The organism is Mycolicibacterium anyangense (assembly GCF_010731855.1).
GTDB classification, from domain to species: Bacteria; Actinomycetota; Actinomycetes; order Mycobacteriales; family Mycobacteriaceae; genus Mycobacterium; species Mycobacterium anyangense.
Genome location: NZ_AP022620.1, coordinates 5,272,570 through 5,297,854 on the forward strand (window position 1 = coordinate 5,272,570; position 25,285 = coordinate 5,297,854).

At 68.0% G+C, this 25,285-nt stretch carries 24 protein-coding genes; 12 read left to right on the forward strand and 12 right to left on the reverse strand.

The genetic code is table 11. From position 1 onward, the window contains the following. Window positions 1-4 precede the first annotated feature (4 nt). The 6 genes from G6N35_RS24915 to G6N35_RS24940 all read right to left on the reverse strand — a co-directional run bounded on the left by G6N35_RS24915 (window position 5) and on the right by G6N35_RS24940 (window position 7,592). Window positions 5-1,525, reverse strand: a complete 1,521-nt coding sequence (locus tag G6N35_RS24915; RefSeq protein ID WP_163807046.1) for a CoA-acylating methylmalonate-semialdehyde dehydrogenase — start codon at window positions 1,523-1,525, stop codon at window positions 5-7. 101 nt (window positions 1,526-1,626) lie between these two features. Next, on the reverse strand, window positions 1,627-2,622 hold the full coding sequence (gene rfbB / locus G6N35_RS24920) for a dTDP-glucose 4,6-dehydratase (protein ID WP_163807047.1): 996 nt from the start codon (window positions 2,620-2,622) through the stop codon (window positions 1,627-1,629). 42 nt (window positions 2,623-2,664) lie between these two features. After that, window positions 2,665-3,516: an LLM class F420-dependent oxidoreductase gene (locus tag G6N35_RS24925; RefSeq protein WP_163807048.1), complete on the reverse strand. Its 852-nt coding sequence runs from the start codon at window positions 3,514-3,516 to the stop codon at window positions 2,665-2,667. Window positions 3,517-3,533: 17 nt separating this feature from the next. Beyond that, on the reverse strand, window positions 3,534-4,367 hold the full coding sequence (locus G6N35_RS24930) for an LLM class F420-dependent oxidoreductase (protein ID WP_163807049.1): 834 nt from the start codon (window positions 4,365-4,367) through the stop codon (window positions 3,534-3,536). Window positions 4,368-4,396: 29 nt separating this feature from the next. Next, window positions 4,397-5,878: an ATP-binding protein gene (locus tag G6N35_RS24935; RefSeq protein ID WP_163807050.1), complete on the reverse strand. Its 1,482-nt coding sequence runs from the start codon at window positions 5,876-5,878 to the stop codon at window positions 4,397-4,399. A 13-nt stretch (window positions 5,879-5,891) separates the two neighbouring features. Continuing rightward, window positions 5,892-7,592 (reverse strand): NAD(P)/FAD-dependent oxidoreductase, encoded by a 1,701-nt coding sequence (locus G6N35_RS24940; RefSeq protein ID WP_163807051.1) that lies wholly within the window; start codon window positions 7,590-7,592, stop codon window positions 5,892-5,894. A 324-nt stretch (window positions 7,593-7,916) separates the two neighbouring features. On the opposite strand from G6N35_RS24940, the gene infA reads away from it, so the two are divergent. The 8 genes from infA to truA all read left to right on the forward strand — a co-directional run bounded on the left by infA (window position 7,917) and on the right by truA (window position 12,592). Continuing rightward, window positions 7,917-8,138, forward strand: coding sequence for a translation initiation factor IF-1 (gene infA, locus G6N35_RS24945; RefSeq protein ID WP_005140011.1), 222 nt, complete (start codon window positions 7,917-7,919; stop codon window positions 8,136-8,138). A 63-nt stretch (window positions 8,139-8,201) separates the two neighbouring features. Then, window positions 8,202-8,315, forward strand: coding sequence for a 50S ribosomal protein L36 (gene rpmJ, locus G6N35_RS24950; RefSeq protein WP_003879483.1), 114 nt, complete (start codon window positions 8,202-8,204; stop codon window positions 8,313-8,315). Between the two features lie 180 nt (window positions 8,316-8,495). Beyond that, window positions 8,496-8,873, forward strand: coding sequence for a 30S ribosomal protein S13 (gene rpsM, locus G6N35_RS24955; protein ID WP_059016004.1), 378 nt, complete (start codon window positions 8,496-8,498; stop codon window positions 8,871-8,873). Between the two features lie 6 nt (window positions 8,874-8,879). After that, the gene (rpsK, locus tag G6N35_RS24960; protein ID WP_163807052.1) at window positions 8,880-9,296 is read left to right on the forward strand and encodes a 30S ribosomal protein S11; all 417 of its coding nucleotides are present in this window, start codon (window positions 8,880-8,882) and stop codon (window positions 9,294-9,296) included. 14 nt (window positions 9,297-9,310) lie between these two features. Further along, on the forward strand, window positions 9,311-9,916 hold the full coding sequence (rpsD, locus tag G6N35_RS24965) for a 30S ribosomal protein S4 (RefSeq protein WP_163807053.1): 606 nt from the start codon (window positions 9,311-9,313) through the stop codon (window positions 9,914-9,916). A gap of 81 nt (window positions 9,917-9,997) precedes the next feature. Continuing rightward, window positions 9,998-11,050, forward strand: a complete 1,053-nt coding sequence (locus tag G6N35_RS24970) for a DNA-directed RNA polymerase subunit alpha (RefSeq protein WP_163807054.1) — start codon at window positions 9,998-10,000, stop codon at window positions 11,048-11,050. Between the two features lie 68 nt (window positions 11,051-11,118). Further along, window positions 11,119-11,697, forward strand: coding sequence for a 50S ribosomal protein L17 (gene rplQ, locus G6N35_RS24975; RefSeq protein WP_163807055.1), 579 nt, complete (start codon window positions 11,119-11,121; stop codon window positions 11,695-11,697). Between the two features lie 4 nt (window positions 11,698-11,701). Next, window positions 11,702-12,592: a tRNA pseudouridine(38-40) synthase TruA gene (truA, locus tag G6N35_RS24980; RefSeq protein ID WP_179967418.1), complete on the forward strand. Its 891-nt coding sequence runs from the start codon at window positions 11,702-11,704 to the stop codon at window positions 12,590-12,592. On the opposite strand, the gene G6N35_RS24985 is transcribed toward truA, so the two are convergent. From G6N35_RS24985 to G6N35_RS25000, 4 genes are all read right to left on the reverse strand, one after another. After that, the gene (locus G6N35_RS24985; RefSeq protein ID WP_163807057.1) at window positions 12,593-13,291 is read right to left on the reverse strand and encodes a cutinase family protein; all 699 of its coding nucleotides are present in this window, start codon (window positions 13,289-13,291) and stop codon (window positions 12,593-12,595) included. Between the two features lie 45 nt (window positions 13,292-13,336). After that, entirely contained in the window at window positions 13,337-13,960 is a 624-nt protein-coding gene (locus G6N35_RS24990; protein WP_163807916.1) for a cutinase family protein, read from the reverse strand. Window positions 13,961-14,100: 140 nt separating this feature from the next. Beyond that, entirely contained in the window at window positions 14,101-14,745 is a 645-nt protein-coding gene (locus G6N35_RS24995; RefSeq protein ID WP_246224503.1) for a cutinase family protein, read from the reverse strand. A gap of 60 nt (window positions 14,746-14,805) precedes the next feature. Then, complete coding sequence (locus G6N35_RS25000) at window positions 14,806-15,810, reverse strand: EamA family transporter (RefSeq protein WP_179967419.1); 1,005 nt, start codon at window positions 15,808-15,810, stop codon at window positions 14,806-14,808. Window positions 15,811-15,885: 75 nt separating this feature from the next. Here G6N35_RS25000 and G6N35_RS25005 point away from each other — a divergent pair, with 75 nt between their 5' ends. Together G6N35_RS25005 and eccB are read left to right on the forward strand one after the other, a co-directional pair. Then, window positions 15,886-16,440 carry a CGNR zinc finger domain-containing protein gene (locus G6N35_RS25005; RefSeq protein WP_163807058.1) on the forward strand — a complete coding sequence of 185 codons (555 nt, stop codon included), beginning with the start codon at window positions 15,886-15,888 and terminating at the stop codon, window positions 16,438-16,440. A 60-nt stretch (window positions 16,441-16,500) separates the two neighbouring features. Beyond that, a complete protein-coding gene (gene eccB, locus G6N35_RS25010) occupies window positions 16,501-17,847 on the forward strand; it encodes a type VII secretion protein EccB (RefSeq protein ID WP_163807059.1) in 1,347 nt (448 codons plus the stop codon). Here the strand turns inward: eccB and mycP are convergent. Further along, complete coding sequence (mycP, locus tag G6N35_RS25015) at window positions 17,809-19,098, reverse strand: type VII secretion-associated serine protease mycosin (RefSeq protein ID WP_163807919.1); 1,290 nt, start codon at window positions 19,096-19,098, stop codon at window positions 17,809-17,811. The genes eccB and mycP overlap by 39 nt on opposite strands. An 11-nt stretch (window positions 19,099-19,109) precedes the next feature. Further along, complete coding sequence (locus G6N35_RS25020) at window positions 19,110-20,381, reverse strand: EsaB/YukD family protein (RefSeq protein WP_163807060.1); 1,272 nt, start codon at window positions 20,379-20,381, stop codon at window positions 19,110-19,112. A gap of 90 nt (window positions 20,382-20,471) precedes the next feature. Here G6N35_RS25020 and eccCa point away from each other — a divergent pair, with 90 nt between their 5' ends. Both eccCa and G6N35_RS25030 read left to right on the forward strand, forming a co-directional pair. Further along, entirely contained in the window at window positions 20,472-24,062 is a 3,591-nt protein-coding gene (eccCa, locus tag G6N35_RS25025) for a type VII secretion protein EccCa (RefSeq protein WP_163807061.1), read from the forward strand. Next, window positions 24,059-25,243, forward strand: coding sequence for a type VII secretion-associated protein (locus tag G6N35_RS25030; protein WP_163807062.1), 1,185 nt, complete (start codon window positions 24,059-24,061; stop codon window positions 25,241-25,243). Before eccCa ends, G6N35_RS25030 begins: the two co-directional genes overlap by 4 nt. Window positions 25,244-25,285: the final 42 nt, after the last annotated feature.

Genomic DNA, 25,285 nt, shown 5'->3' on the forward strand with positions numbered 1-25,285 from the left:
CCCTCTAGTCCATGGTGGGGATGACGAACTCGGCGCCATCCTTGATCCCCGAGGGCCAGCGCTCGGTGACGGTCTTGGTCTTGGTGTAGAACAGGATCGAGTGCGGGCCGTGCTGGTTGAGATCACCGAAGCCGGAACGCTTCCAGCCACCAAAGGTGTGGTAGGACACCGGGACCGGGATCGGCACGTTGACGCCGACCATGCCCACCTGGACACGGGAGACGAAGTCGCGGGCGGCGTCACCGTCGCGGGTGAAGATCGCCACGCCGTTGCCGTATTCGTGCTCGGTCGGAAGGCGAAGGGCCTCTTCGTAGTCGTGCGCCCGCACGATGCACAGCACCGGTCCGAAGATCTCGTCGGTGTAGATCGACATGTCGGTGCTGACGTGATCGAACAGGGTGGGGCCGATGAAGTATCCGCCCTCCAGGTTGGCGTCGCCGAAGGTCAGATCATCGGCGCCCTTCTCCCGGCCGTCGACCACGATCTCGGCACCGGCGGCCACGCCGGCGTCGATGTAGTCCCGCACCCGCTTGAGGGCGGCGCCGGTGACCAGCGGGCCGTAGTCGGCCTTCGGGTCCAGGCTGTGGCCGACGCGCAGGCCGTTGATCCGCTCGACGAGCCTGGCGCGCAACCGGTTTGCGGTTTCTTCGCCGACCGGCACGGCGACGCTGATCGCCATGCAGCGCTCACCGGCGCTGCCGTAGCCGGCACCGATCAGGGCGTCGACGGCCTGGTCGAGGTCGGCGTCGGGCATGATGATCATGTGGTTCTTGGCGCCGCCGAAGCACTGTGAACGCTTCCCGTTGGCAGCCGCGGTGGAGTAGATGTATTGCGCGATGTCGGAGCTGCCGACGAAGCCGACGGCCTTGACATCGGGGTGGGTCAGGATCGCGTCGACAGCTTCCTTGTCGCCCTGGACCACCTGGAACACACCCGCGGGCAGGCCGGCTTCGAGGAAGAGTTCGGCCAGCCGCACCGGCACCGAGGGGTCCCGCTCGGAGGGCTTGAGGATGAACGCGTTGCCGCATGCCAGGGCCGGGCCGGCCTTCCACAGCGGGATCATCGCGGGGAAGTTGAACGGGGTGATGCCGGCGACCACGCCCAGCGGCTGGCGGATCGAGTAGACGTCGATGCCGCCGCCGGCACCCTCGGTGAACTCGCCCTTGAGCAGGTGCGGAATGCCGATGGCGAACTCGATGACCTCGATGCCGCGCTGGATGTCACCGAGGGAGTCCGCGACGGTCTTGCCGTGTTCGATGCTGAGGAGCTCGGCCAGTTCATTGGCGTTGGCGTTGACCAGCTCGATGAACTTCATCAAGACCCGGGCGCGGCGCTGCGGGTTCCAGGCGGCCCATTCCTTCTGGGCTTCCACGGCCGAGGCGACTGCGGTGGCCACGTCGGCCTCGCTGGCCAGCAGCACCTGGGCCTGTACTTCGCCGGTGCTGGGGTTCAGGACATCAGCGGTGCGCGTGCTGCTGAGATTGCTGCGCTTGCCGTCGATGAAGTGCTGGATGGTTGTGCTCATAACTGTCCCTCGCATGGCCTGGCGGGTGAATACTAGGACATCCTAGTAACGTGGGCCGAGCTATCGCAAGGGCCGATATGCGGGCTCCTCGAAAGCGACTGTCAGTGGCCGCGTTTGGCGTAGGTCGCCTCGACCTGTTCTTTCAGCGGACCCCACCACCACTGGTTGTCGCGGTACCAGGCGATCGTGTTCGAGAGCCCGTCGGCGAAATCGGTGCGCTCGGGTGTCCAGCCGAGTTCGGCGCGCAGCGCGCTGGAGTCGATGGCGTAGCGAAGGTCGTGGCCGACCCGGTCGGTGACGTGGTCGAAGTCGTCGGGGTCGCGGTCCATCAGGTGCAGGATCAACCGCAGCACCGACAGATTGTCGCGTTCGCCGTCGGCCCCGATCAGATAGGTCCGACCGATCCGGCCCTCCTCGAGAATCCGCCACACCCCGGTGTTGTGGTCCGCCACGTGGATCCAGTCCCGGACATTCGTGCCCGCGCCGTACAGCTTGGGTCGGCGCCCGGTCAGGATGTTGGTGATCTGGCGCGGAATGAACTTCTCGATGTGCTGATACGGCCCATAGTTGTTGGAGCAGTTCGAGATCGTCGCGCGCACACCGTAAGAGCGCACCCAGGCCCGGACCAACAGATCAGCCGAGGCCTTCGTCGCCGAGTACGGGCTCGACGGGTTGTACGGCGTCGACGCCGTGAAGCGCAGGTCGCTGCCCAGCGGCAGGTCACCGTAGACCTCGTCGGTGGACACATGGTGCAGCCGAACGCCATGCCTGCGCACCGCTTCCAGGACGGAGAAGGTGCCGACGACGTTGCTGCGCAAGAAGATCGACGGATCGGCCAGCGAGTTGTCCACGTGGGTTTCGGCGGCGAAGTGAACCACTGCGTCGGACTCGCCGACGAGCCGCTCCACCAGCACCTCGTCGGTCAGATCGCCTTCGACGAGCCGGATCTGGTCCTGCACGCCGGCCAGCGATTCCCGGCTTCCGGCGTAGGTGAGTGCGTCGATGACGGTGATCGAGGTGCCGGGGCGCTCCCGCACAGTGCTGTGCACGAAATTGGCGCCGATGAACCCGGCCCCGCCGGTGACCAACAGTCGCATCGGCTCACCCTAACCGGCGGCCACTGCCCATCAGCGGGCTGCTCAGTCGGTCAACCCCAGCGGGCCGGCCAGTGCGGTCAGCGTCGGGATGAGCGTGTCCGGACCGCCCAGGACCTGGATCGCCACATGGTCGGCACCGGAGTCGAGGTGCTCGGTCAGGCGCGCGGCCACCGCTTCGGCCGTGCCGTGGGCCACCACCGCGTCGATCAGTTTGTCGCTGCCCGGCTTGGTGACGTCGGTGTCGGTGAAGCCCAGCCGCTTCCAGTTGTTGACGTAGTTGCTCAGGTCCAGATAGAAGCCGACGCTGTCGCGGCCGAGTGCGCGGGCGGCTTCGGCGTCGGTGGACAGCACCACCTTGTGCTCGGGAGCCAGGAACACCGAGCCGCCCACCAGATCGCGGGCCTGGGCGGTGTGTTCCGGGGTGGTGAGATAGGGATGGGCGCCGGCGCTGCGTTCGGCCGCCAGCTGCAATACCTTGGGGCCCAGCGCGGCGATCACGCGTCGGCTGGTGGGCACCTGCTGGGCGTCCAGCGCGTCGAGGTAGTCCACCAGCGCCGAGAAGGGCTTCTGGTACTCCTGGGTGTGTTCGGGGTGGCCCACGCCCACGCCGAGGAGGAACCGCCCCGGGTAGGCCGCTTCGATGCGGTGATACGACGCGGCCACCTCGTCGGCAGGGGCGCTCCAGATGTTGACGATGCCGGTGGCCACGGACAGGTTCTCGGTGGCCGCCAGGATCGGTTCGACGAAATCCAGTCCGGCCGGCGGCGAGCCGCCGACCCAGACCGCGCCGTAGCCCAGTCGTTCGATCTCACCGGCCTGCTCGAGATGCGGCGCACCGGCGGTCCACACCCCGAATCGGCCGAGGTCGGGCTTGAGCAGGGTGGGGTCGGTCACGACGTTTCTCCTTCGGATTACAGGCCGAGCGGTCCGGCCAGTTCGGCCAGCGCCGGGACGAGTTTGTCGGGTGAGGTCAAGACCTGCACCGGCACATGGTCGGCGCCGGCGTCCAGGTGCTCGGTCAGGCGTGCGGCGATGGCCTCCCGCGTGCCGTAGGCGACGACGGCATCGACCAGCCTGTCGCTGCCCGGGCGGGCGACGTCGGCGTCGGTGAAGCCCAACCGCTTCCAGCTGTTGAGGTAGTTCTGCAGATTGAGGTAGATGTCGAGGGCCTTGCGGCCGACGGCCCGCGCCTGCTCCGGGTCGGTGGTCAGGACGGCCTTGTGCTCAGGTGCCAGGAAAGCCTCCGGTCCGATCAGGGCGCGTGCCTGCGCGGTGTGCTCGGGCGTGGTCAGGTAGGGATGCGCACCGGCGCTGCGCCGCGCCGAAAGCGTCAGAACCTTCGGTCCGAGTGCGGCGACGACGCGGCTGCCCTTGGGTACCCCGTATTCGTCGAGCTTGTCCAGATACGTGGTGAGCGCGTCGATCGGCTTCTGGTACTGCTGATGTGCTTCGGGGTGGCCGACGCCGATGCCCAGGATGAACCGGCCGGGGTAGGCGGCCTCGATGCGGTGGAACGACTCGGCGACCGGGCCGGCCGCGGCGGTCCAGATGTTGACGATCCCGGTGGCCACCTTGAGCGTGGTGGTCTGCTCCAGGATCGGCTCCACCCAATCCAATTCGGCCGGCGGCGAGCCGCCCACCCACACCGCTCCATAGCCGAGCGCTTCGATCTCCTTGGCTTGCTGCGGCGTGACGCCGCGGCTGAACGAGCCGAAGCGGCCCAAGTCAGGTTTGGTGTCGCTCATTGCTCGTCCAACCTCACTTCGGTCGCCAACTATTCCGGCGCGGGCAGTTCCACCGGTGTCGTGGCCAGGGGCGCTGGCGCGACCAGAGGCAGCAGAATGGTGAAGCAGGTGTTGCCGGGCTCGGACGTGACCTGGATGTCGCCCTGGTGCTTTTCGACGACGATGCGGCGCGCCAGGTCCAATCCGAGACCGTCACCCTCGCCGAACGGCTTGGTGGTGAAGAACGCCGTGAAGATCCGGTCGATGATCTCCTCGGGGATACCGGGGCCGTCATCGCTGATGTCGACCCGGATCATGTCGTCGCCCTGGCGCGCGGTCCGGATCGTCAGCGTGCCGCGCCCGCGCATCGCCTGGATCGCGTTGTTGATCACGACGTCCCAGACCTCGTTCAAACCGCCTGGGTAGCAACCGATTTCGGGCAGCGACTTGTCCCAGTCCTTGACCAGCTTGATGGGCTTGTCGGGGCCGACCTTGTCGCCGAAGAGCGTCTTGAGCGTGCTGTGCAGCAACTCGTGGACGTTGGCGACCTGGTATTCGGCCCGGTCCATCTGGGAGTACTTCTTGGCCCCGGCCAACAGGCCCGAGATCCGCTCGCTGGCATCGGCGATCTCGTTCATCCGCAGTTCGGTGTCGATGGTGTACTTCAGCCAGCCGATGGCGCTCTGCAGTGTCGCCGAGCAGTCCACCGAATCGATGGACGCTTCGATTCGCTCCAGCCATTCGACGTCCAGGCCGGCTTCGACGAAGGTGGGTGCGTAGTCCCAGGCGCTGGCGATGCCGTGCTCTTCGAGCCAGTCGCCGACCTGATCTTCGCGGTCGGTGGTCTCCAGCGCGGTCAGCTGCTGGACCTTGGATTTGGCCACCTGCTCGGCTACCTCGTCCTGAATGCTGACCAGGGCGCGCAGCGCCTCGGGAGTGAATTTACCGTCGGCGAGCATGGCCAGCTTGTGCCGCATCTTGCCGACGCCCTCGCGCAGATCGGCGACGGCACGCGCGGTCGCCGCCGCCGGGTTGTTGAGCTGGTGGGTCAGGCCGGCGGTGATGGTGCCCAGCGCCAGTAGCTTCTGCCGCTGGCCGATGATCTGGCTCTGCCGCCGGCCGCCGACCATGTGGCCCTCGAGCAGATGGACGGCCATCGGGAACTCGTCGTGCATGAACCGCGCGAAGGCCTCGGCGTCGAGCACGAAGAACCGCGACGGTGTGGTGACCCGCACCGAGGCCTGGTAGAGCTGCTCCTCGTCGGGGATGTAGGCCGACCACGCGCCGCAGTAGACACCGCGCTGAGAGGTGCGGTTGGTCTCGATGTCCACCCCACCGGACCGCTTGGACATCACCAGTTCGCCGTCCAGCAGCACGTAGAAGCAGGTGGCCGGGTCGCCTTCGACCACAACGGGGCCGGGCTCGAAGGTCGCGATGTGGCCGTTGTCGCACAGCGTCTGCAGCTGGTCGTCGGACAGCTTCTCGAAGAGGAACAACGTCCTCAGTTCGTCGGGCAGACAGGTGTGGCCCATATCCGTCGCCTTTCTAGGCCTCCGCCAAGTACCGGTGCACCAACATGACCGCCATCGATCCTTCGCCGACGGCGGCCGCCACCCGTTTGGCGGACTCGGCGCGCACGTCTCCTGCAACAAACACACCGGGCACACTTGTTTCCAGGTGGTGCGGCGGGCGGTCCAGTGTCCAGCCGGCGACGTCACGCAGGTCCGGTCCGGCCAGGACGAATCCGTGGTCGTCGACGGCGACGATCTCCTTGAGCCATTCGGTGCGCGGCTCGGCGCCGATGAAACAGCACATCCGGGTCGAGGCGACGGTGTCGCGTTCGCCGGTCTGCTTGTTCTCCAGGATCAGGCCGGTCAGGTGGTCGTCCTCGCCGAGCGTGTCGACCACCTCGGTGCAGGTGCGCACGGTGATCTTCGGGTGCTTCTCGATCCGGGCGATCAGGTAGTGCGACATCGAGGCCTCCAGTGACGGCCCGCGCACCAGCATGGTCACCGACTTCGCCCGCTCGGCCATGAACAGTGCCGCCTGCCCCGCGGAGTTGGCGCCGCCGACCAGGTAGACGTCCTCGCCTTCGCATTCCGAGGCGTCCGACACCGAGGCGCCGTAGTAGACCCCGCGGCCGACATAGTTGCAGGACGAGTCGTCCGGGTTGTCCCAGCAGCCGGTGACGCGAAGCTGCCGGTAATCCACGCCGGTGGCCAAAATGACTGAGCGAGCGGCGATTTCGCCACCGTCGGAGAAGGTGATGGTGCGCGCGGTGCCGGCGTCACCGGCAGTCAGTCCGACCGCCTTGCGGGTGGTGATCACCTCGGCACCGAACCGCTCGGCCTGCCTGCGCGCCGAGGTGGTCAATTCCGCGCCGGAGATCCCGGTCGGGAAGCCGAGGTAGTTCTCGATGCGCGAGCTGCGTCCGGCTTGCCCGCCCGTCGTCGTCTCCTCGATGAGCACCGTCTTGAGGCCTTCGGAGGCGCCGTACACCGCGGCCGCCAGACCGGCCGGGCCGCCGCCGATGACGGCCAGGTCATACATCTCCAGCGACGGAACCGTCGACAGCCCCAGCATCCCCGCCAGTTCGGCATCGGTGGGGTCGACGAGGGTCTCACCCTGTTCGGTGATGACCACCGGCAGCTGGAAGCCGTCCAGGCCGGCGGCGTCGAGCAACTGGCGGCCCTTGGGCTCGTCGGCCATGAACGAGCGGAACGAATGCTGGTTGCGTGCCAGGAACTGACGCACCTCCCAGGACCGCTCGCTCCAGCGGTGGCCGATCACCTTGGTGTGCGGAATGGCGCGGTCGCCGGTGGCGTGCCAGGCCTCGAGCAGCGCGTCGAGAACGGGGTAGAGCTTCTCCTCGGGCGGATCCCACGGCTTGAGCAGGTAGTGGTCGAGGTCGACGACGTTGATGGCGTCGATCGCGGCATGGGTGTCGGCGTAGGCGGTCAGCAGGACGCGGCGCGCCATGGGGTAGACGTCCATCGCCTCTTCGAGGAACTGGATGCCGCTCATCTGCGGCATCCGGTAGTCGGCGACGAAGACCGCCACGGTTTCCCCGCGCAGCTTCAGTTCGTTGAGTGTTTCCAGCGCGTCGAGTCCCGATTCGGCCCGCACGATCCGGTATCTCTCGCCGTAGTGACGACGCAGATCCCGGGCCACCGCACGGGAAACGGCAGGGTCGTCGTCGACGGTGAGAATCACGGGTTTTTTGGGCTGGGGGAGAGGTCCAGTCATCACTGTCCAGTATGCGCCGTCGGGCGCCGTGCGCGTCCAGTGGTTATGAGGATTGGCTGGCTTGCCCGCGATTCCGGTCGCAGATCGTTCACCTGCGCATTAATGTGTGGTGACCAGCTCAGCTCGCGTTTTGGAGTAGCGCCGCGAAGCGGGTATCGTGGACCAACGGTGCGGTGCCCGCGCCGACTCTCGCGTGCCCAGTCCTGGAATTTCCTGTCACCGGCTCACGTTTTGCAGTCGGGGCGAATGCTGCCCCGACTGCGAGGACTCGTCGCCGCGAGCGGCGGGTGCAAGCAGAACCGACAATGCAGGATCTGAGAGGTTATGGCCAAGAAAGACGGTGCCATCGAGGTCGAGGGCCGCGTGGTCGAGCCCCTGCCCAATGCGATGTTTCGCATTGAGCTGGAGAACGGTCACAAGGTGCTCGCTCACATCAGCGGCAAGATGCGGCAGCACTACATCCGCATCCTTCCCGAGGACCGGGTGGTGGTGGAGTTGTCTCCCTACGACCTGACCCGGGGTCGCATTGTGTACCGGTACAAGTAGTTGCCCAGACTTCGAGTCAGCACGAAACAGTCAACCGACGAGAACTAGAAGGATCGAACAGCCGTGAAGGTGAACCCGAGCGTCAAGCCGATCTGCGACAAGTGCAGGGTGATCCGCCGGCATGGGCGGGTCATGGTGATCTGCTCTGATCCGCGCCACAAGCAGCGGCAGGGCTGAGCCTGCCGACAGCAGATTGCTGATCGGCCAACACAACTGAATGCAGACCTCCCAGTACCACTGACTGGATTCGCCAGCCAGACACGCCCGGACGGAGGCCGGGCCCCGACGCTCCGATCTTTTTCGGGCGGGGAACGGACTGGGAACAGACCTCCGCATAGAAGAAGGAATCACTGCCTGATGGCACGTCTCATGGGCGTTGACCTCCCGCGCGACAAGCGCATGGAGATCGCGCTGACCTATATCTACGGCATTGGCCGTACCCGCTCGCAGGAAATCCTTGCGGCGACCGGTATCGACCGGGATCTGCGCAGCAAGGACCTCACCGACGATCAGGTGACCCAGCTCCGCGACTACATCGAGGGCAACGATCTCAAGGTGGAAGGTGACCTGCGCCGTGAGGTGCAGGCCGACATCCGTCGCAAGATCGAGATCGGCTGCTACCAGGGTCTGCGGCACCGCCGCGGTCTGCCGGTGCGCGGCCAGCGAACCAAGACCAATGCGCGTACCCGCAAGGGCCCGAAGCGCACCATCGCCGGCAAGAAGAAGGCCAGGTAATCCCGGATGGCACAAGCAAAGAAGGGTGGCGCTCCCAAGAAGGGTGCAGCCAAGACCCGCCGCAGGGAAAAGAAGAACGTTCCCCACGGCGCCGCCCACATCAAGAGCACGTTCAACAACACGATCGTCTCCATCACCGATCCGCAGGGCAACGTCATCGCATGGGCGTCCTCCGGTCACGTCGGCTTCAAGGGCTCGCGTAAGTCGACCCCGTTCGCCGCGCAGCTGGCTGCCGAGAACGCGGCCCGCAAGGCGCAGGAACACGGCGTGAAGAAGGTCGACGTGTTCGTCAAGGGCCCGGGTTCGGGTCGCGAGACGGCAATCCGCTCGCTGCAGGCGGCCGGCCTCGAGGTCGGCGCCATCTCCGACGTCACTCCGCAGCCGCACAACGGCTGCCGTCCGCCCAAGCGGCGCCGGGTCTAGGGAGGATCTAGAAAATGGCTCGTTATACCGGACCCGTCACTCGCAAGTCGCGCCGTCTCGGCGTCGACCTCGTCGGCGGTGATCAGTCGTTCGAGAAGCGCCCCTACCCGCCCGGCCAGCACGGCCGCGCGCGGATCAAGGAGAGCGAATACCGCCAGCAGCTGCAGGAGAAGCAGAAGGCCCGCTTCACCTACGGCGTCATGGAGAAGCAGTTCCGCAAGTACTACGAAGAGGCCTCGCGGCACTCGGGTAAGACCGGCGAGAACCTGCTGCAGATCCTGGAGAGCCGGCTGGACAACGTCGTGTACCGCGCCGGTCTGGCGCGTACCCGCCGGATGGCCCGTCAGCTGGTCAGCCACGGCCACTTCACCGTCAACGGTGTCAAGGTGAACATCCCGAGCTACCGGGTGTCGCAGTACGACATCATCGACGTCAAGGAGAAGTCGCTCAACACGCTGCCGTTCCAGGTGGCCCGCGAGACCGCAGGCGATCGTCCGATCCCGGGCTGGCTGCAGGTGGTCGGGGAGCGTCAGCGCATCCTCGTGCACCAGCTGCCCACCCGCGAGCAGATCCAGGTCCCGCTCGCCGAGCAGCTGATCGTCGAGTACTACTCGAAGTAATGAAGACGTCCGCGGGACATCCGTTCCGCGGGTCACCTAACGGCATCAAATAGCGGGTGCCGAGAAGGAGATGGAAACACCATGCTGATTTCTCAGCGACCCACACTGAGCGAAGAGGTCATTGCCGAGAACCGCTCCCAGTTCGTCATCGAACCGCTGGAGCCGGGTTTCGGTTACACCCTTGGCAATTCGCTGCGGCGCACGCTGCTGTCGTCGATTCCCGGCGCGGCCGTCACCAGCATCCGCATCGATGGTGTGCTGCATGAGTTCACCACCGTGCCCGGGGTCAAGGAAGACGTCACCGACATCATCCTGAACCTCAAGGGCCTGGTCGTGTCGTCCGAGGAGGACGAGCCGGTCACCATGTACCTGCGCAAGCAGGGCCCGGGTGAGGTCACCGCCGGTGACATCGTCCCGCCGGCCGGGGTGACCGTGCACAACCCGGACATGCACATCGCGACCCTGAACGACAAGGGCAAGCTGGAGGTCGAGCTCGTCGTCGAGCGCGGCCGCGGCTACGTCCCCGCCGTTCAGAACAAGGCCTCGGGTGCTGAAATCGGCCGTATCCCGGTCGATTCCATCTACTCGCCGGTGCTGAAGGTCACCTACAAGGTGGAGGCCACCCGCGTCGAGCAGCGCACCGACTTCGACAAGCTGATCCTGGACGTCGAGACCAAGAACTCGATCAGCCCGCGGGACGCCCTGGCGTCGGCCGGCAAGACCCTGGTCGAACTGTTCGGTCTGGCACGGGAACTCAACGTCGAGGCCGAGGGCATCGAGATCGGCCCGTCGCCTGCCGAAGCCGATCACATCGCGGCGTTCGCGCTGCCGATCGACGATCTGGATCTGACCGTCCGGTCGTACAACTGCCTCAAGCGCGAGGGTGTGCACACCGTCGGCGAGCTGGTCGCCCGCACGGAGTCCGATCTGCTGGACATCCGTAACTTCGGCCAGAAGTCGATCGATGAGGTCAAGATCAAGCTGCACCAGTTGGGTCTGTCGCTCAAGGACAGCCCCGCCACCTTCGATCCGTCGGAGGTCGCCGGCTACGACGTGGCCACCGGCACCTGGAACAGCGATGCCGGCTATGACCTGGACGACACCCAGGACTACGCCGAAACCGAACAGCTCTAAGCACTCGAAAGAGAACCGTCCCGGCCCTACCTGATACGGGGGTCGGCCCCACATAGGAGATAGTCGCAATGCCTAAGCCCACCAAGGGCCCCCGTCTCGGCGGGTCGTCCTCGCACCAGAAGGCGCTGCTGGCCAACCTGGCCACTTCGCTCTTCGAGCACGGCCGGATCAAGACCACGGAGCCCAAGGCGCGGGCGCTGCGGCCGTACGCGGAGAAGCTCATCACCCACGCCAAGAAGGGCACGCTGCACAACCGGCGTGAGGTGATGAAGAAGATCCGTGACAAGGACGTGGTGCACACCCTGTTCGCCGAGATCGGTCCGTTCTTCGCCGACCGTGAGGGCGGCTACACCCGGATCATCAAGGTCGAGGCACGCAAGGGTGACAACGCCCCGATGGCCGTCATCGAGCTGGTCCGCGAGAAGACGGTGACCTCTGAGGCCAACCGGGCTCGCAAGGCTGCTGCGCCGAAGGCTGCCGAGGCTCCGAAGGCCGAGGAGGCCCCGGTCGAGGAGTCTGCGGTCGAGGAGGCGCCGGTGGCCGACAGCGTCGAGGAGATCAAGGCTGAAGACGCCGCGATCGCCGACGCGCAGACTGCTGAGGTCGCCGAGGAAGCTGCCGAGGATTCGGACGCTGACAAGTCCTGACGCAATGAGTGCGAACGTGCCCGCCACCGAATTCGGTGGCGGGCACGTCGCATTATCCGACCCGGTGCGCTTGCGGCTCGATATCGCTTACGACGGAACCGAATTCACCGGATGGGCGGCGCAGGACGGGCATCGCACCGTCGCCGGTGTCCTCGACGAGACACTATCCACGGTGTTCAGGGTCCCGGTGCGGCTGTTCGCCGCGGGCCGCACCGACAGCGGAGTTCACGCCACCGGGCAGGTTGCCCACGTCGACATCCCGGCCGATGCCCTTGGGCATGCCTATCCCCGTCACCCCAGGCCCGGTGATCCGGAGTTCCTTCCGCTGATCCGCCGACTGGCGCGATTCCTCCCTGAAGATGTCCGCGTCCGCGAGATCACGCGCGCCCCAGCAGGTTTCGACGCCAGGTTCTCTGCCCTGCGCCGCCATTACGTCTACCGGTTGTCGTCGGCACCGTACGGTGTCGATCCGCAGCTCGCGCGGTACGTCACGCCTTGGCCCCGGCGGCTTGATGTGGCGGCGATGACCGTCGCATCGCGGGAACTGGTGGGGTTGCATGACTTCGCGGCGTTCTGCCGGCATCGTGAGGGCGCCACCACGATCCGGGATCTGCAGCGGCTGGACTGGGAGGCCGACAGCGATATGGTGACCGCGTTCGTCACCGCCGACGCGTTCTGCTGGTCGATGGTCCGCTCGTTGGTGGGGGCACTGCTGGCCGTCGGTGAGGGACGACGCGATTCGGCTTGGTGCGCAACATTATTGAGCGAACCGCAACGATCCAGCGCCTTCGCGGCCGCTCCGGCGCGGGGGCTCACCCTGGTCGGCGTGGACTATCCGCCCGACGATGAACTGGCGGCCCGCATCGCGGTGACCCGCGATCTGCGTACGCTCTGATCAGAGCTTCCCGGCCACGAAGCTGGCAGCCTGGTCGACCAACCCGGAATCGATGTAGGCCGCCTGCAGGTGGGAATTCCAGTTGCCCGCCCAGCTTTCCGGATCCATGTTGTCGTTACAGATCGGATCGTCGGGGGTGCACAGATCGATGGTCTTGTCCCCCCACAGCGGACTGTTGTCGGACACCGGGCCGAACACCTTACGAGTGCCGTTGCCGAACAGGGCGACTGCCGCGACGTGGCCGTCCATGCCCAGCGGGAGCGGGTTGTTGTAACCGAACACCGGCGACGGCGCGGCGAGCACCAGATCGGTAACGGCCGCTCCCAGCGAGTACCCGCCCAGAACCAGGCGGGTGTTCGGGCAGTTCTTGGCCATGTACTGGATGTGCTTGCTCATATCATTGGCGCCCACGTCGACCTGATAGTCGGCGGGATAGTTCACCGCGTAGAAGCCGACGTTCTTGGATGTCTTGGAGCGCAGCGCATCCACGAAGGCCTGGCCGACCTTGCCGGTCCCCGGCGGTTCGACGCGCCCGCGGGCGAACACCACCTCGACCTCGGGGCATGGTGCTGCACTGGCCTTCGGGGCCGATACCGGTGAATCCGACGGTGACACCGCCGGAGCGAGCAACATCACAGCGGCAGCGGACATTACCGCCGTCAGGCTGCTCAGGAGCCGCTTGGTCTGCATGCCAGCCATCGTACGCGAGGCCCGAGGACCCCTGCCAGCAAATGAATTACAGATCTACAACAGCCCGGCGATGAAGCCGGCGGCCTGGCCTGGCAGGTCGGTGCTCTCATAATCGGTGTGCGCGAACGGATTGCGTCCCTGCGAGCAGATCGGATCGCCGTCATTGCACAGGTCGATGCCCTTGCCCGCGAACGGTGCACCCGCCGCCGATACCGGGTTGCCGAACTTGGTCGCCGGGTTGCCGAACACCGCGACGGCGGCGACCTTGTTGGCCACGCTGGACGGCAGCGGCGGTGCCGAGCCGATCTCACCGATCTTGTTGCCCAGCGGCGGAATGCCCAGAAGCATGTCGACCACCGCGGCGCCCTGCGAGTAACCGCCCAGCACGAAGCGGGTCGACGGGCAGGCGGCGGCGGTGGCCAGGATGTGGTTGGTCGCATCGGTGGCGCCGTCGGCGGCGGCCAGGAAGTCGTAGGTGGCGGGGTAGTCCACCGCGTAGGTTCCGACGGTGCGGGCGCCCAGCTGTGCCTGCAGCGTGTCGGTCAGGGCCTGGCCCACCCGGCCGATTCCGGCGGGCTCGCTGGTGCCGCGGGCGAAGACGACCTGGACGTCCGGGCAGGGATCTGCGGCGGCGGCCGGCGCGGTGGCGGTGAGCGTCGCGGCGGCCGCAGCAGCCATGGCCGCGCCGGCGACGGTGAGTCGGCGGGCCGGTGTCTTGAGCGGCTTCAACACGCGCGCACATCCCTCTTGATCGACGTGATCCACAATCAGCTCATCCTCACACAAGGCGACACGGTGCCCAAAACCGTTCGTCGGCATCAGAGCAGGCCCGCGACGAAGGACGCCGCCTGGCTCGTCATCCCGACCTGGCTGTAGTTGCTGTGGGCCGGAACGTCGTTGCCGTCCGAGCACACCGGGTCCCCGACACTGCACAGGTCGATGGCCTTCGGGCCGTACACCGGGCTGGAGGTCAGCGGCAGCCCCACCTTGGTGGTCGGGTTGCCGAACACGGCCAGCGCGGCGACGTGGTCGGGCACCTCGGGTGGCAGCGGGTTGTTGAACCCGACGGCGGGGAACGGGACCGAGGTGATCACGTCGATGATGGCCGCACCCTGCGAGTAGCCGCCCAGGACCAGCTTGGTGTCGGGGCAGGTGTTCACCACGTTCTGAATGAACGCGCTGGCGTCGTTGGCGCCGTCGGCGGCCGCCAGAAAGTCGTAGCTGGCCGGATAGTTGACGGCGTAGACGCCGATCGACCGGTTCCGTACCTTGCTACGCAGCGAGTCGACAAACGCTTGACCGACCCGTCCGATGCCCGGCGGCTCGCTGGTTCCACGGGCGAACACCACTTGGATGTCGCGGCAGCCGTCGGCGTGGGCTGCCGGCAGAACCGGACTGACGAGGGCGCTTGCCGTCACCAGGGCGGTGACCGCGGCGGCACGCAGGACTGGGGAGAACGTCACGCCGTAATGTTACGCAAGCTAAGTGAGTTTCATTCCCGACGTTTGCTCTCGCGTGGCGTGTTAGGTACGGGCGCCGGCCGCGATCTCCTCGAGCGGACCGGCATCGGGCCAGGTCGCCGCGGTGATCTCGGCGCTGCGGTCGCCCTGGCGGGCCAACGCCAAGCCCAGCAGCACCACCAGCCCGCCCAGGCCCTGGGTCACGCTGACCGACTCGCCGAGCAGCACCCAGGCGCACAACACCGCGAACAGCACCTCGCCGAGGCCCACCAGTGATGCGAAGCTCGGACGCAGCCGGGCCACCCCGCTGATGCCCAGGGTGTAGGCGATCGCCGTGGCGACCACGGCGAGCATGCCGACCGGCACCCACCACGGCACGGTCAGTCCGGCCACGACGGCGTCGTTGGTGGTGAAGGTCAACGGCATGATGCCGGTCAGGCCCAGGCCCGCGACCGCGACGGTGCCGACCACCAGTCCGGCCGCGGACAGCGTGATCGAGCTCAGTCCGTTGCCGTCGGCGCTGACCTGGTCGGACATCATGAAGTAGCAGGCGGCGCAGATCGCCGCGGCCAGTCCCCACGCCACGCCGACGGCGTTGATGTGGGCATTCCCGCTGAAGACGTTGAGGACCAGCATGATGCCCGCGACCGCCAGCCCGACCCCGGCCAGGGTCAGCGTGCGGGGCCGCCGGCGGGTGGTGCCCCAGATCCAGCCGACGACCAGGATCGGGGCGGTGTACTCCAGCAGGAGAGCAACGCCGACCGACAGGTGCGAGACGGCGTTGTAGTAGCACAGCTGGGCACCGGCGATCGGGATCAGCCCGTAGGCGACGACGACGCGGATGTGGTCACGGGCTTCGCGGATCCAGTCCGGTTTGACGATGGTGGCGAAGATGGCCATCACGAGGGCCCCGCCGGCGAGGCGGGCGGTGACGGCGGCGGTGGGCGTCCATCCGGCGCCCATCAGTGCTTTGGCGAAGGGCCCGGACATTCCGAAGGTGAACGCCGACCCGACTGCGAACAGCAAACCGAGCCGGAAGTGGTCGTGACCGCGCACCATGGTCGACATGAGGCACCTCCCCGCCTGTAATGAGTAAAATGAAGATTGCTCATGACGTTACGTCCCGAAGGAGTCATGCGTCAAATGCTTTTCAGTCATGACACCGAACTCACGTTGCGTGCTGCCTGTGCGCTGGTCAACAGCGATCGCAGCGACGGTGAACAGTTGGGCGACCAGCAGGCGCTGGACGCCTACCTGACCAGTTGGGGGTGGACCGGGCGGCGTGACCACGACGACGCCGAGCTGGGCTCGGTGCACACCCTTCGAGCGCGGCTGGGCCGGATCTGGGCGACCGCTGGTGACGAGGTGCGGGCGGTGGGCCAGATCAACGCCCTGCTCTCGGACACCCACGCCTCGCCGTGGCTGACCCGCCACCCGGAGATGCCCGATTGGCACCTGCACCTGGCCTCGATCCATGATCCGCTGGCGCAGCGGATGGGTGCCGAGATGGCCATGGCATTGGCGGACCTGGTGCGTTCCGGCGAGTTGCGGCGGCTGAAGATCTGCGCGGCATCCGACTGTGACGCGGTGCTGCTGGACCTGTCCCGCAACCGGTCCCGGATGTTCTGCGACACCGGCAACTGCGGAAACCGTCAGCACGTGGCGGCCTACCGGGAACGGCGGTCCAAGGAAAGCTAGTCGACGTCGGGCTGTTGATACCGGAAAGCCCTCCCGTCGCCGCCGCTCTAGCGTGGGTGCATGCGGCGCCAGGGATCGCTTCGATTGCAGTCCAGCGGCGATCGGTTCCTCTGGCGCCGGCTGGAATACGCGCTTCTGGGGCATCCGATGCCCGCCGGTGGCGATCCCGTGCGCGCCCATCGCCGTGCGCTGGCCGCCGGGTGTGCGGTGGCCCTGGGCATCGGGGTTCTGGCCACTGCATTCCCGATCCCGCCCGGCGGGCCGGGCCAGAGCCCGCTGGTCATGTCACGCCAATCCGGAGCGCTGTTCGTCCGGGTGGGTGATCGGCTGCGGCCGGTGGCCAATCTGGTGTCGGCCCAGCTCATCCTGGGGACACCGGCAACGCCGAGACTTGTCGACGACGCCGCACTGCGCACCGTTGCACGCGGGCCGGTTCTGGGCATTCCTGGAGCGCCCCATTCGGTGGGGACGATGCTCTCCCCGGCCGAGCAGCACTGGACGGTCTGCGACCGCGCCGACGGGAGCACCGCTATCACTGTCACCGCGCACATCGGGCCGCCCACACTCCAGCCCGGCACCGCCGTCGTGGTGTCAGCAGCACACGGCGACGGCTCGGTCTACCTCCTCTACGACGGCAGGCGGGCGCGGATCGACGTGGGCAACCCGGCCACCGCACGGGCGTTGCACCTCGAGGGGGTGCGGCCCCGGCCGGTGTCGGCGACGCTGCTCAACGTCCTCCCGGAAGCGCCGGCCATCGGTCCGCCGCCGATCATCGGATCGCCCGCCGAGGTCGCCGGGGTCCGGGTCGGTGGTGTGCTGCGCACCGCCCGGGCCGATGCTGAGGAGTTCTATGTCGTTGTGCCGCAGGGTATCCAGCGCATCGGACGGCTGACTGCGGACCTGATCCGATTCGCCGACCCGATGGCCGGTACGGACATTCCGTTTGTGCCGCCGGACGTGATCGCCACCGCGACCATGGTCGACTCCCTGGACGTGGGCGGCTATCCCGACGCCGCACCGCGACTGCTGGATCCGCACGACGCGGGGGTGTGCGCGACATGGCGCCAGGGAACAACCCGGGTCGCCACCGGCGCGGTCGAACCGGACGCCACCGCGGTGCCGTTGGCCGTCGCCGATGGGGACGGGCCCAATCTCGACGCGTTCAGCATTGCCCCCGGTTCGGGAGTCGACGTCGAGGCAGCCACCGCGACCGCGGGCCGCTACGTCGTCACCGACGCGGGAGTGGTCTTTCCGGTACGGGATTCGACCGCGGCGGCCGCGATCGGACTTGGTCGGCAGCCCACGCCAATCCCGTGGGCCATCCTCGCCGCGCTGCCCGCCGGACCCGAACTCAGCAAGCAGGCCGCGTTAGCGGGGCGCGATGTGATCGGTGGGACGGTGCCGTAACCACATCGACGCCGCTGCCGCGATACCGATCAGGCACACCACCGCACCGGCCCCGATCACGGCCCGCGGCTCGGCACGGCGGGTTGGGCTCACATCCGGGACGGCAACCGGTGCGGGCGGTGTCGTCGGTGCTGCTACCGGCTGATCACTCAGCGCCGCGAGGGGGTCCACGACACCATTGCCGACCGCCGAATCCCAGCCCCGGGAGGGCTTGTGGGCCGACTCGGTGATCCGGCTCATCACTTGTCGTGCCGTGAGCCGCGGGAACCGGGCCCGCACGAGGGCCACCACGCCGCTGACCACCGGGGCGGCATAGCTGGTACCCGAGATCGGCAGCGGTCCCGATGTTCCCGCCATGGTGTCGACGACGCCCGGACCGCTGCGGTCCAGGGAGACAACGGCTTCCCCATGCGCCGCGACATCCACCCACGGTCCGTGAAGGCTGAAGGGCGACGCGTTGTCGTGTACGTCCACCGAGGCCACGGTCAGCACATAGTCGTCGTACCAGGCCGGGCTGGAGATGACGGAGGACTGTCCGCCGGTGTTCTGCGCCGAGCATTGCCCCGGGCCGCCGACATTGCCGGCGGCGGCCACCACCACCGCATCCTTGACATCCACCGCGTAGGACAGCGCCGCGCCGAGCACCCGGTCATCCAGCATCCCCTCGGCACAGGCCACCGAGGAGATGTTGATCACCGACGCCCCCATGTCCGCCGCGGTGCGTACCGCCTTCGCCAGCGTCTCGACGTCACCGGATCCCCGGGCCGACGGTTGGGACGTCGGCCCGAACATCGTGCTCGACTGACGCACGGCGATCACCGTGGCATCCGGTGCGATACCGGCGAATCCGCTGCTGTCCGATTCGTCGGGCTGGGCCGCAATGATTCCGGCGACGATGGTGCCGTGACCGTCGCAGTCCTGCCTCCCGTCCCCGGTGGAGACGTAGTCGCCGCCGGCGACCACAGCGGGCAGCCGTGGGTGCGGTTGCACCCCGGTGTCGATCACGGCCACCCGCTGACCGGCTCCCCGGGTCAGCCGCCACAGAGTCGGCAGGTCGACACCGTCGAGCTGATGCGCTCGGACCTTCGGTGCGGTCCTGGTGAGCACCGTGCACGGTTCGCGTTGTTCGGTCGGCTCCGGCGGCGCCGCTGCGGCCGGCGGCGGCAGTAGCGAACCATCGACCGGCGGCGGTGAGACGGCGAAAGCTGTTGGTGCACAGTGTAAAGCGACCAGAACGGCGACGGCCACCATCGCGACGATCCTCACCGCAATGCACCGATTGCGGTGAACACACCCGCCGCCGCGCACGCCGTCGGGACGACCGCCGCCCCCACCACGACATCCAGGATTCCCAACGCCCTGGCGGCCAGCACAGAACGGGCCGCGGCCGTCGACCCCACCACCGTGCCTGCCGCCACCGTGAGGACCGCCGCGCACACCCACCCGGTCGCCCACGGTGCGCTGCGTGTCAACAGGCCGGTGGACACCGTCGCCGCGCTGGCCGCGGCGCTCATCATCACCCACCACGAGGGGCATCCCTGGTGAAAGCGGCTGCGCAACAGGAATTCCGCCGACAGCAGCCCGGTGAAGGTGGCAGCCCAGCCCGGCTCGGCCGACCACGCCGCGGTCATCATCACGCCGGACATGCCCACCCCGGCAGCAGCTGCCACCGTGGCGGCCAGTGCGCTGCGCGCGCGTCCGACGCCGCTCTTCACGTCCTGCGGGTGAGCCGAGGGGGAGACCCCGCCGGCGCGGAGAGACCACCGCGGGGACACGGCGAGCATCGCCACCGCTGCGGTGCCCATCGGGGGGCCGGCCGCAGCCGCAGGCAGCACGTCCGACATCACCGCCGCCGCGGTTGCGGCCGAGGTCAGCCCCACACCGGAGAGCGGAACGAACACCTGTGCTCCGTGATCGAGCACCCGCCAGGCCACCAGTGCTACGCCGGCCAGCGCCGACGACCCGAGCATGCCGCCGGCCAGCCCCGGGACCATGCCCCAGGCCGACACCGTACCCACGACGGCGGCGATCACGCCGAGGCCGGTGGACGCGGTCCGGTGCCGGCGCACCCTGACCGCCGCCCACAGCGTGAAAGCGATTGCAGCGGTAGCAAATACGAGAGACACACCGGTAGTGCGGGAGCCCACGCACAGCGCCGTCACGACAGCGATCGCCGACCACGCCGTGACCAGAACGGCGGTTGCCCAGTCCGGCACTGCACGGCCGCCCTGTTCGCTCAGTTGCGCCACGGCCGCACCCACCTCGACCGGCACCGGTGGGTCTGGGAGATCCACCGGCACCAGGAACAGCACGTCACCGTCGTGGACACCGCACTCCGCCAAGGAGGCTCGGACGTCCACCACGGTCCCGTCCGGCCGGGCCAGCCGCAGTGGGCCCGGGAATGGGATCTCACCCACCAGGTCGACGACGGTCGGGAGCAGCTCGGCCACAGCCAGATCGGCGGGCAGTTCCACGTCCACCTCGGTCAGCGCGGACCTGATCGACAACCGGCACATCGCGGTCATGGCAGCCATGGGGCGCACGGTAGTCATCGGGCAGTGGCCGCGAACTCCGTTGTCCACAGGTGAATTGCCGGGTGCGCATCCGGTGCCTACCGTCCGTTCATGCCCGCGACGACCATCGAGTTCAGCGGTGATGCTCGGCTGACACCACCGGCCATCCCCGCCGACGCCGTGGTCGTCGCCGCCCCGCCGCTGCCGGACCACACCGGCGGCTCGGCACGGCTCTCCGCGATGGCGGCGGTCGGCCTCGTCGCCGCGGCGGGCATGCTGGTCTGGGCGGTCCGATCCGGAACCGCCATCAGTCCGATGATGGTGCTGCTGCCCGGCATGGCCCTGATCTCGACGATCGCCATGATGGTGCACGGCGGCCGGGAGCGGGGCAGCGCACGCCTCGACGACCAGCGGCGCCGATATCTCGACCATCTCGACGGTCTCGGCGCTCAGATGCGCGATGCGGCGCACCGTCAACACCACGCGCTGACATGGCTGCATCCGCCGCCGGCAGCGCTGTGGTCGCTCGTCGGCGGTCCGCGGATGTGGGAGCGCCGAGCGAGCGACCCCGATTTCGGCCACGTGCGGATCGGGATCGGCCCACAACGACTCTGCCGGCCCATCGTTCTTCCCCCGACACCGCCTGCCGAGGACCTCGACCCGGTCACCGCCGAGGCCTTGCGACGCTGTGTGCGCAACCACGCCGTCGTCCCGGATCTTCCGATCGCCCTTGCCCTCACCGGTGTGCCCGCGGTGACGTTCGACGGCGCGCTGGCCGAGGCGCGTGCGCTGATCCGGGCGATGATCTGTCAGCTCACCGTGTCGCACGCGCCCGCGACGGTGCTCGTCACCGCGCTCGTCGACGGCAGCAGACGCGCCGAATGGGACTGGCTGAAGTGGCTGCCGCACACTCGTCATCCACGCACCGGCGCGCCGATGGTCTATGACGACGCCACCGACCTCGAGGCTCTCGTCGCCGATGCGCAGCGGCCCCACCTCGTGGTGATCGTGGACCGCTCGGACGGGTGCGCGCCCCGACACCGGGCACCGATGACCGCGCTGCGGATCGGCGCCACCGGGGATGTCGACGCGCTGCCGTTGCATCTGGAATCTCAACGGATCACCGTGACCGGCGAGGACTGCGCCCGCGCCGATGCGTTGACGGTGGACCAGGCGCGCGACTGCGCCCGCCGACTGGCGCGCTACCGGGCGAACCACCCTGGCGCCGACGACGTTGCGCACTGGCTCGCCCGCTTCGAGTCCGCCGACGGTGCGCCCCGGACGTCGCGTGACCAGCGTGCCGCCCTGCGCGTTCGGATCGGCCGCGCCCCCGACGGCCAGATCGTCGAACTCGACATCAAGGAGCCCGCTGCCGGCGGTCAGGGACCGCACGGCTTGTGCATCGGGGCGACCGGATCGGGCAAGTCCGAACTCCTGCGCACGGTGGTCACCGGCATGGCCTGCCTGCATCCGCCCGAGGAACTGAATTTCGTCCTCGTCGACTTCAAGGGCGGCGCCACGTTCCGCGGGCTCAACGGCTTGCCGCACGTCGCGGCGGTCATCACCAACCTGGCCGAGGACGACCACCTGGTGATGCGAGCCGAGGAAGCGCTGTCCGGGGAGATCCATCGCCGTCAGCAGCTGCTGGCCAGCGCCGGACAGGCGATCAACCTGGAGTCCTATCGACAAGCGCGACAACAGGATCCGAGCCTTCCACTACTGCCGTCACTGTTCATCCTCGTCGATGAAGTTGCCGAACTGCTGGCCCGCAGACCCGACTTCGCGGATCTGTTCGCCATGATCGGGCGGCTCGGCCGGTCGTTGGGGGTGCACCTGCTGCTGGCCAGCCAGCGGCTGGACGAGGGGCGCCTGCGCGGGGTGGAATCGCATCTGTCGTATCGGATCTGTTTGAAGACGTCGACAGCTGCCGAATCCCGCGCGGTGATCGGCGTGGCCGACGCCGCCGACCTGCCCACCACACCGGGCTCGGCGTTCCTGCGCGACGGTGACGGGCGGCTGACCAGGTTCCACGCGACCTACCTCGGTGTCCCGCTCGTCGACGACGCTCCCGCGCAGCACCGGGGCGCTGCCCGGCTCTTCACGTCGAAGCCTGGCCCACCGCCGGCCGGCGCCCAGGACCGCACCGTCCTGGACTCGATCCTCGACCACCTCACCCGCCGGGGAACACCGTCGCGCCAGATCTGGCTGCCACCACTGAGCGCATCGCCGCGGCTGTCTGACCTGCCGGCCGCCGGTCCAGAGCTGAGCGCGGACATCGGACTCATCGACCGGCCCTTCGACCAGTGCCGGGTGCCGCTGACGGTCCACACCGGCGGCGCCGGCGGCCACGTGGCCATCGTCGGCGCGCCGCAGAGTGGTAAATCACAGACCCTGTGCACCCTGATCACGGGGCTGGCCGTCCGGCACGACGCCCGTCGAATCCAGTTCTACTGCCTCGACTTCGGCGGCGGTGCACTCGAGGTGTTGCGGGTGCTTGCGCACCTCGGTTCGCTGGCCACCCGCCGGGACACCGAGCTGGTGGCGGCAACGGTCCGGCATGTCGAAGCGATCGTGCGCTCACGCGAGAGTGGGCACTGCGACGAGTTCGGGGATGTCTACCTCGTCGTGGACGGATGGCAAACCCTGCGCGACGAATTCGGTGATCTCGAGCCACGATTCACCGCGCTGGCCACCCGCGGCCTGTCCTACGGTGTGCACCTCATCCTCACCGCAGGACGCTGGGCCGACCTCCGGCCGGCGCTGAAAGACCAGATCGGCACCCGCCTGGAGCTGCGTCTCGGTGATCCGCAGGACTCTGAGATGGACCGCAAGCAAGCGGCTCTCGTCCCGCTCGGCCGGCCTGGGCGCGGCGTCACCCGCGACGGCCACCACTTCGCCATCGCCACCTCGGCGGAGCTGGAAGCCGGCACGGTGGGGACGTGGCGGGCCCCGCCCGTGCGGCTGCTTCCCGCACTGGTCGACTACACCGCGGTCCTCGACCAGGCCGGCCACCGCCCGGGTGTTCTCCTCGGCATCGGCGAATCCGATGTGGCTCCTGCAGTTCTCGACCTCACCAGAGACGGCCACCTGCTGATCCTCGGCGATCGGGAGTGCGGCAAAACCGCCACACTGCGGGTCGTGTGCCTCGAGATCATCCGCAATGCGGCACCGCAGCAGGCCCAGCTCTATGTGGTGGATTTCCGGCGCGGACTACTCGGCCTGGTCGACCCGGCCTACCTGAGCGGGTATGCCTTCTCCGCTGCGGCCCTCGCCGACTCCCTGCCGGCCCTGCTCGCGTTGTTGCGCGCTCGACTGCCGACCGCCGATCTCACACCCGACCAGCTGCGCAGCCGATCCTGGTGGGACGGCCCTGATGTGTTCGTCGTCATCGACGATCACGACCTTGTCTGCAGCCTCGGTGGCGAGGCACTCACCGCGCTGGGTGAGCTGCTGCCGCACGCATCGGATATCGGTCTGCACGTCGTCCTTGCGCGGCGCTGCGCGGGCATCGCCCGCGCGTTCTACGACCCGCTGCTCGCGCATCTGCGTGACGATCGTTGTCCGGCCCTGCTGATGAGCGGCTCTCCCGAAGAAGGATCGGTCATCGGTGGACATCGACCGTCGCCTCAGCCACCGGGACGCGGTCTTTTCGTGAGTACTGTTGTCGCGCACCGTGTTCAGGTGTGCTGGAGTCCGCCGTGACGGTCCTCGAAGTGGGCCCCGTGGCGGTACGCCAGCTGCCGTCGGGAGACGACGTCATGGCCGACCCCGACTGGATCCGCGCCGCGCTGGCCGGCATCGACGACACCACCGTGCTGCTCGACGAGCGGCCCGTCGCCGTCGAGCAGTTGTGGCGCGAGATTCTGTCGGCACCGGCGCTCCGGTCGGGCGACGTCCTCACCATGGTGCACCCATCCTGGTGGCCGGCGCACCGGGTGGCACGGCTCGCCGGCTGGGCGAGCGCGCCGGCGCGACGGGTGCAGACCCGAGCTCGATCGACGCTGACGGCGCATGGCGGCCAGGCAGCGGTGGTGATCGAGCTCGGTACCGACGCTGTGGCGATCTGCCGCGGTCCGGCGCCCCCGCAGGTGCTGTCCGGGACCGTCGACCCTGACGCCCTGGCTGCTCGCATCCGCGACATCGAAGGGGTATCGCAGGTTCTTATCGATGCACCGCACGGCATTCCGGGCGCCGAGCACCTGGCCCATGAGCTGCGAAAGACACTGTCGTCCAGGGGTATCCGGGCCAGTATCGGCCGGTTCGAGGACGCGGTGCCACCGGCCGCTCGTCCCGAAGTCAGACGTGCCGATTCGCCGGCCGCGCCCCGCGTGCCGGTCCGGGTCGCTACCGCCGCCGCGGCCGCCGCGGTGGCCATCACGCTGAGTGGGGTCGCGTTGCTCGCCGGCCGCGGGGGCGAACCGCCGACAACCCCGGGTCGGACCATGACCCTGGCCGAGGGCCGCGTCGTCGTGCAGGTGCCCGCCGATTGGCAGCTGCGCCGGGTCACCACCGGACCGGGTTCGCGACGGGTGGAACTCGTCTCCGACACCGATCCATCCGCAGCTCTGCACATCACCGGGTCCTACGCGCCGGGACAGACCCACGACACCATGGTCGAGGTCCTGCAACGGGCAATCGGACTCGAACCGCCCGGTGTCTTCGCCGATTTCGAACCGAATGGCCACCGCGCCGGCCGTGTGGTCGTGAGCTATCGCGAAGCGCGCGTCGGGCGCGACATCCACTGGTTCATCCTGATCGACGGCTTCACCCGGATCAGTATCGGATGTCAGTGCCCGCCCGGCCGTTTCGAGACCGTCAGCGCGGTCTGTGATCAAGTGGTCGGATCGGCACACGAAGCAGGTGGAACCGATGCACCCCGATGAACGTCAAAACCATTGTGGAGATCCATAATTCGACAGGAGACA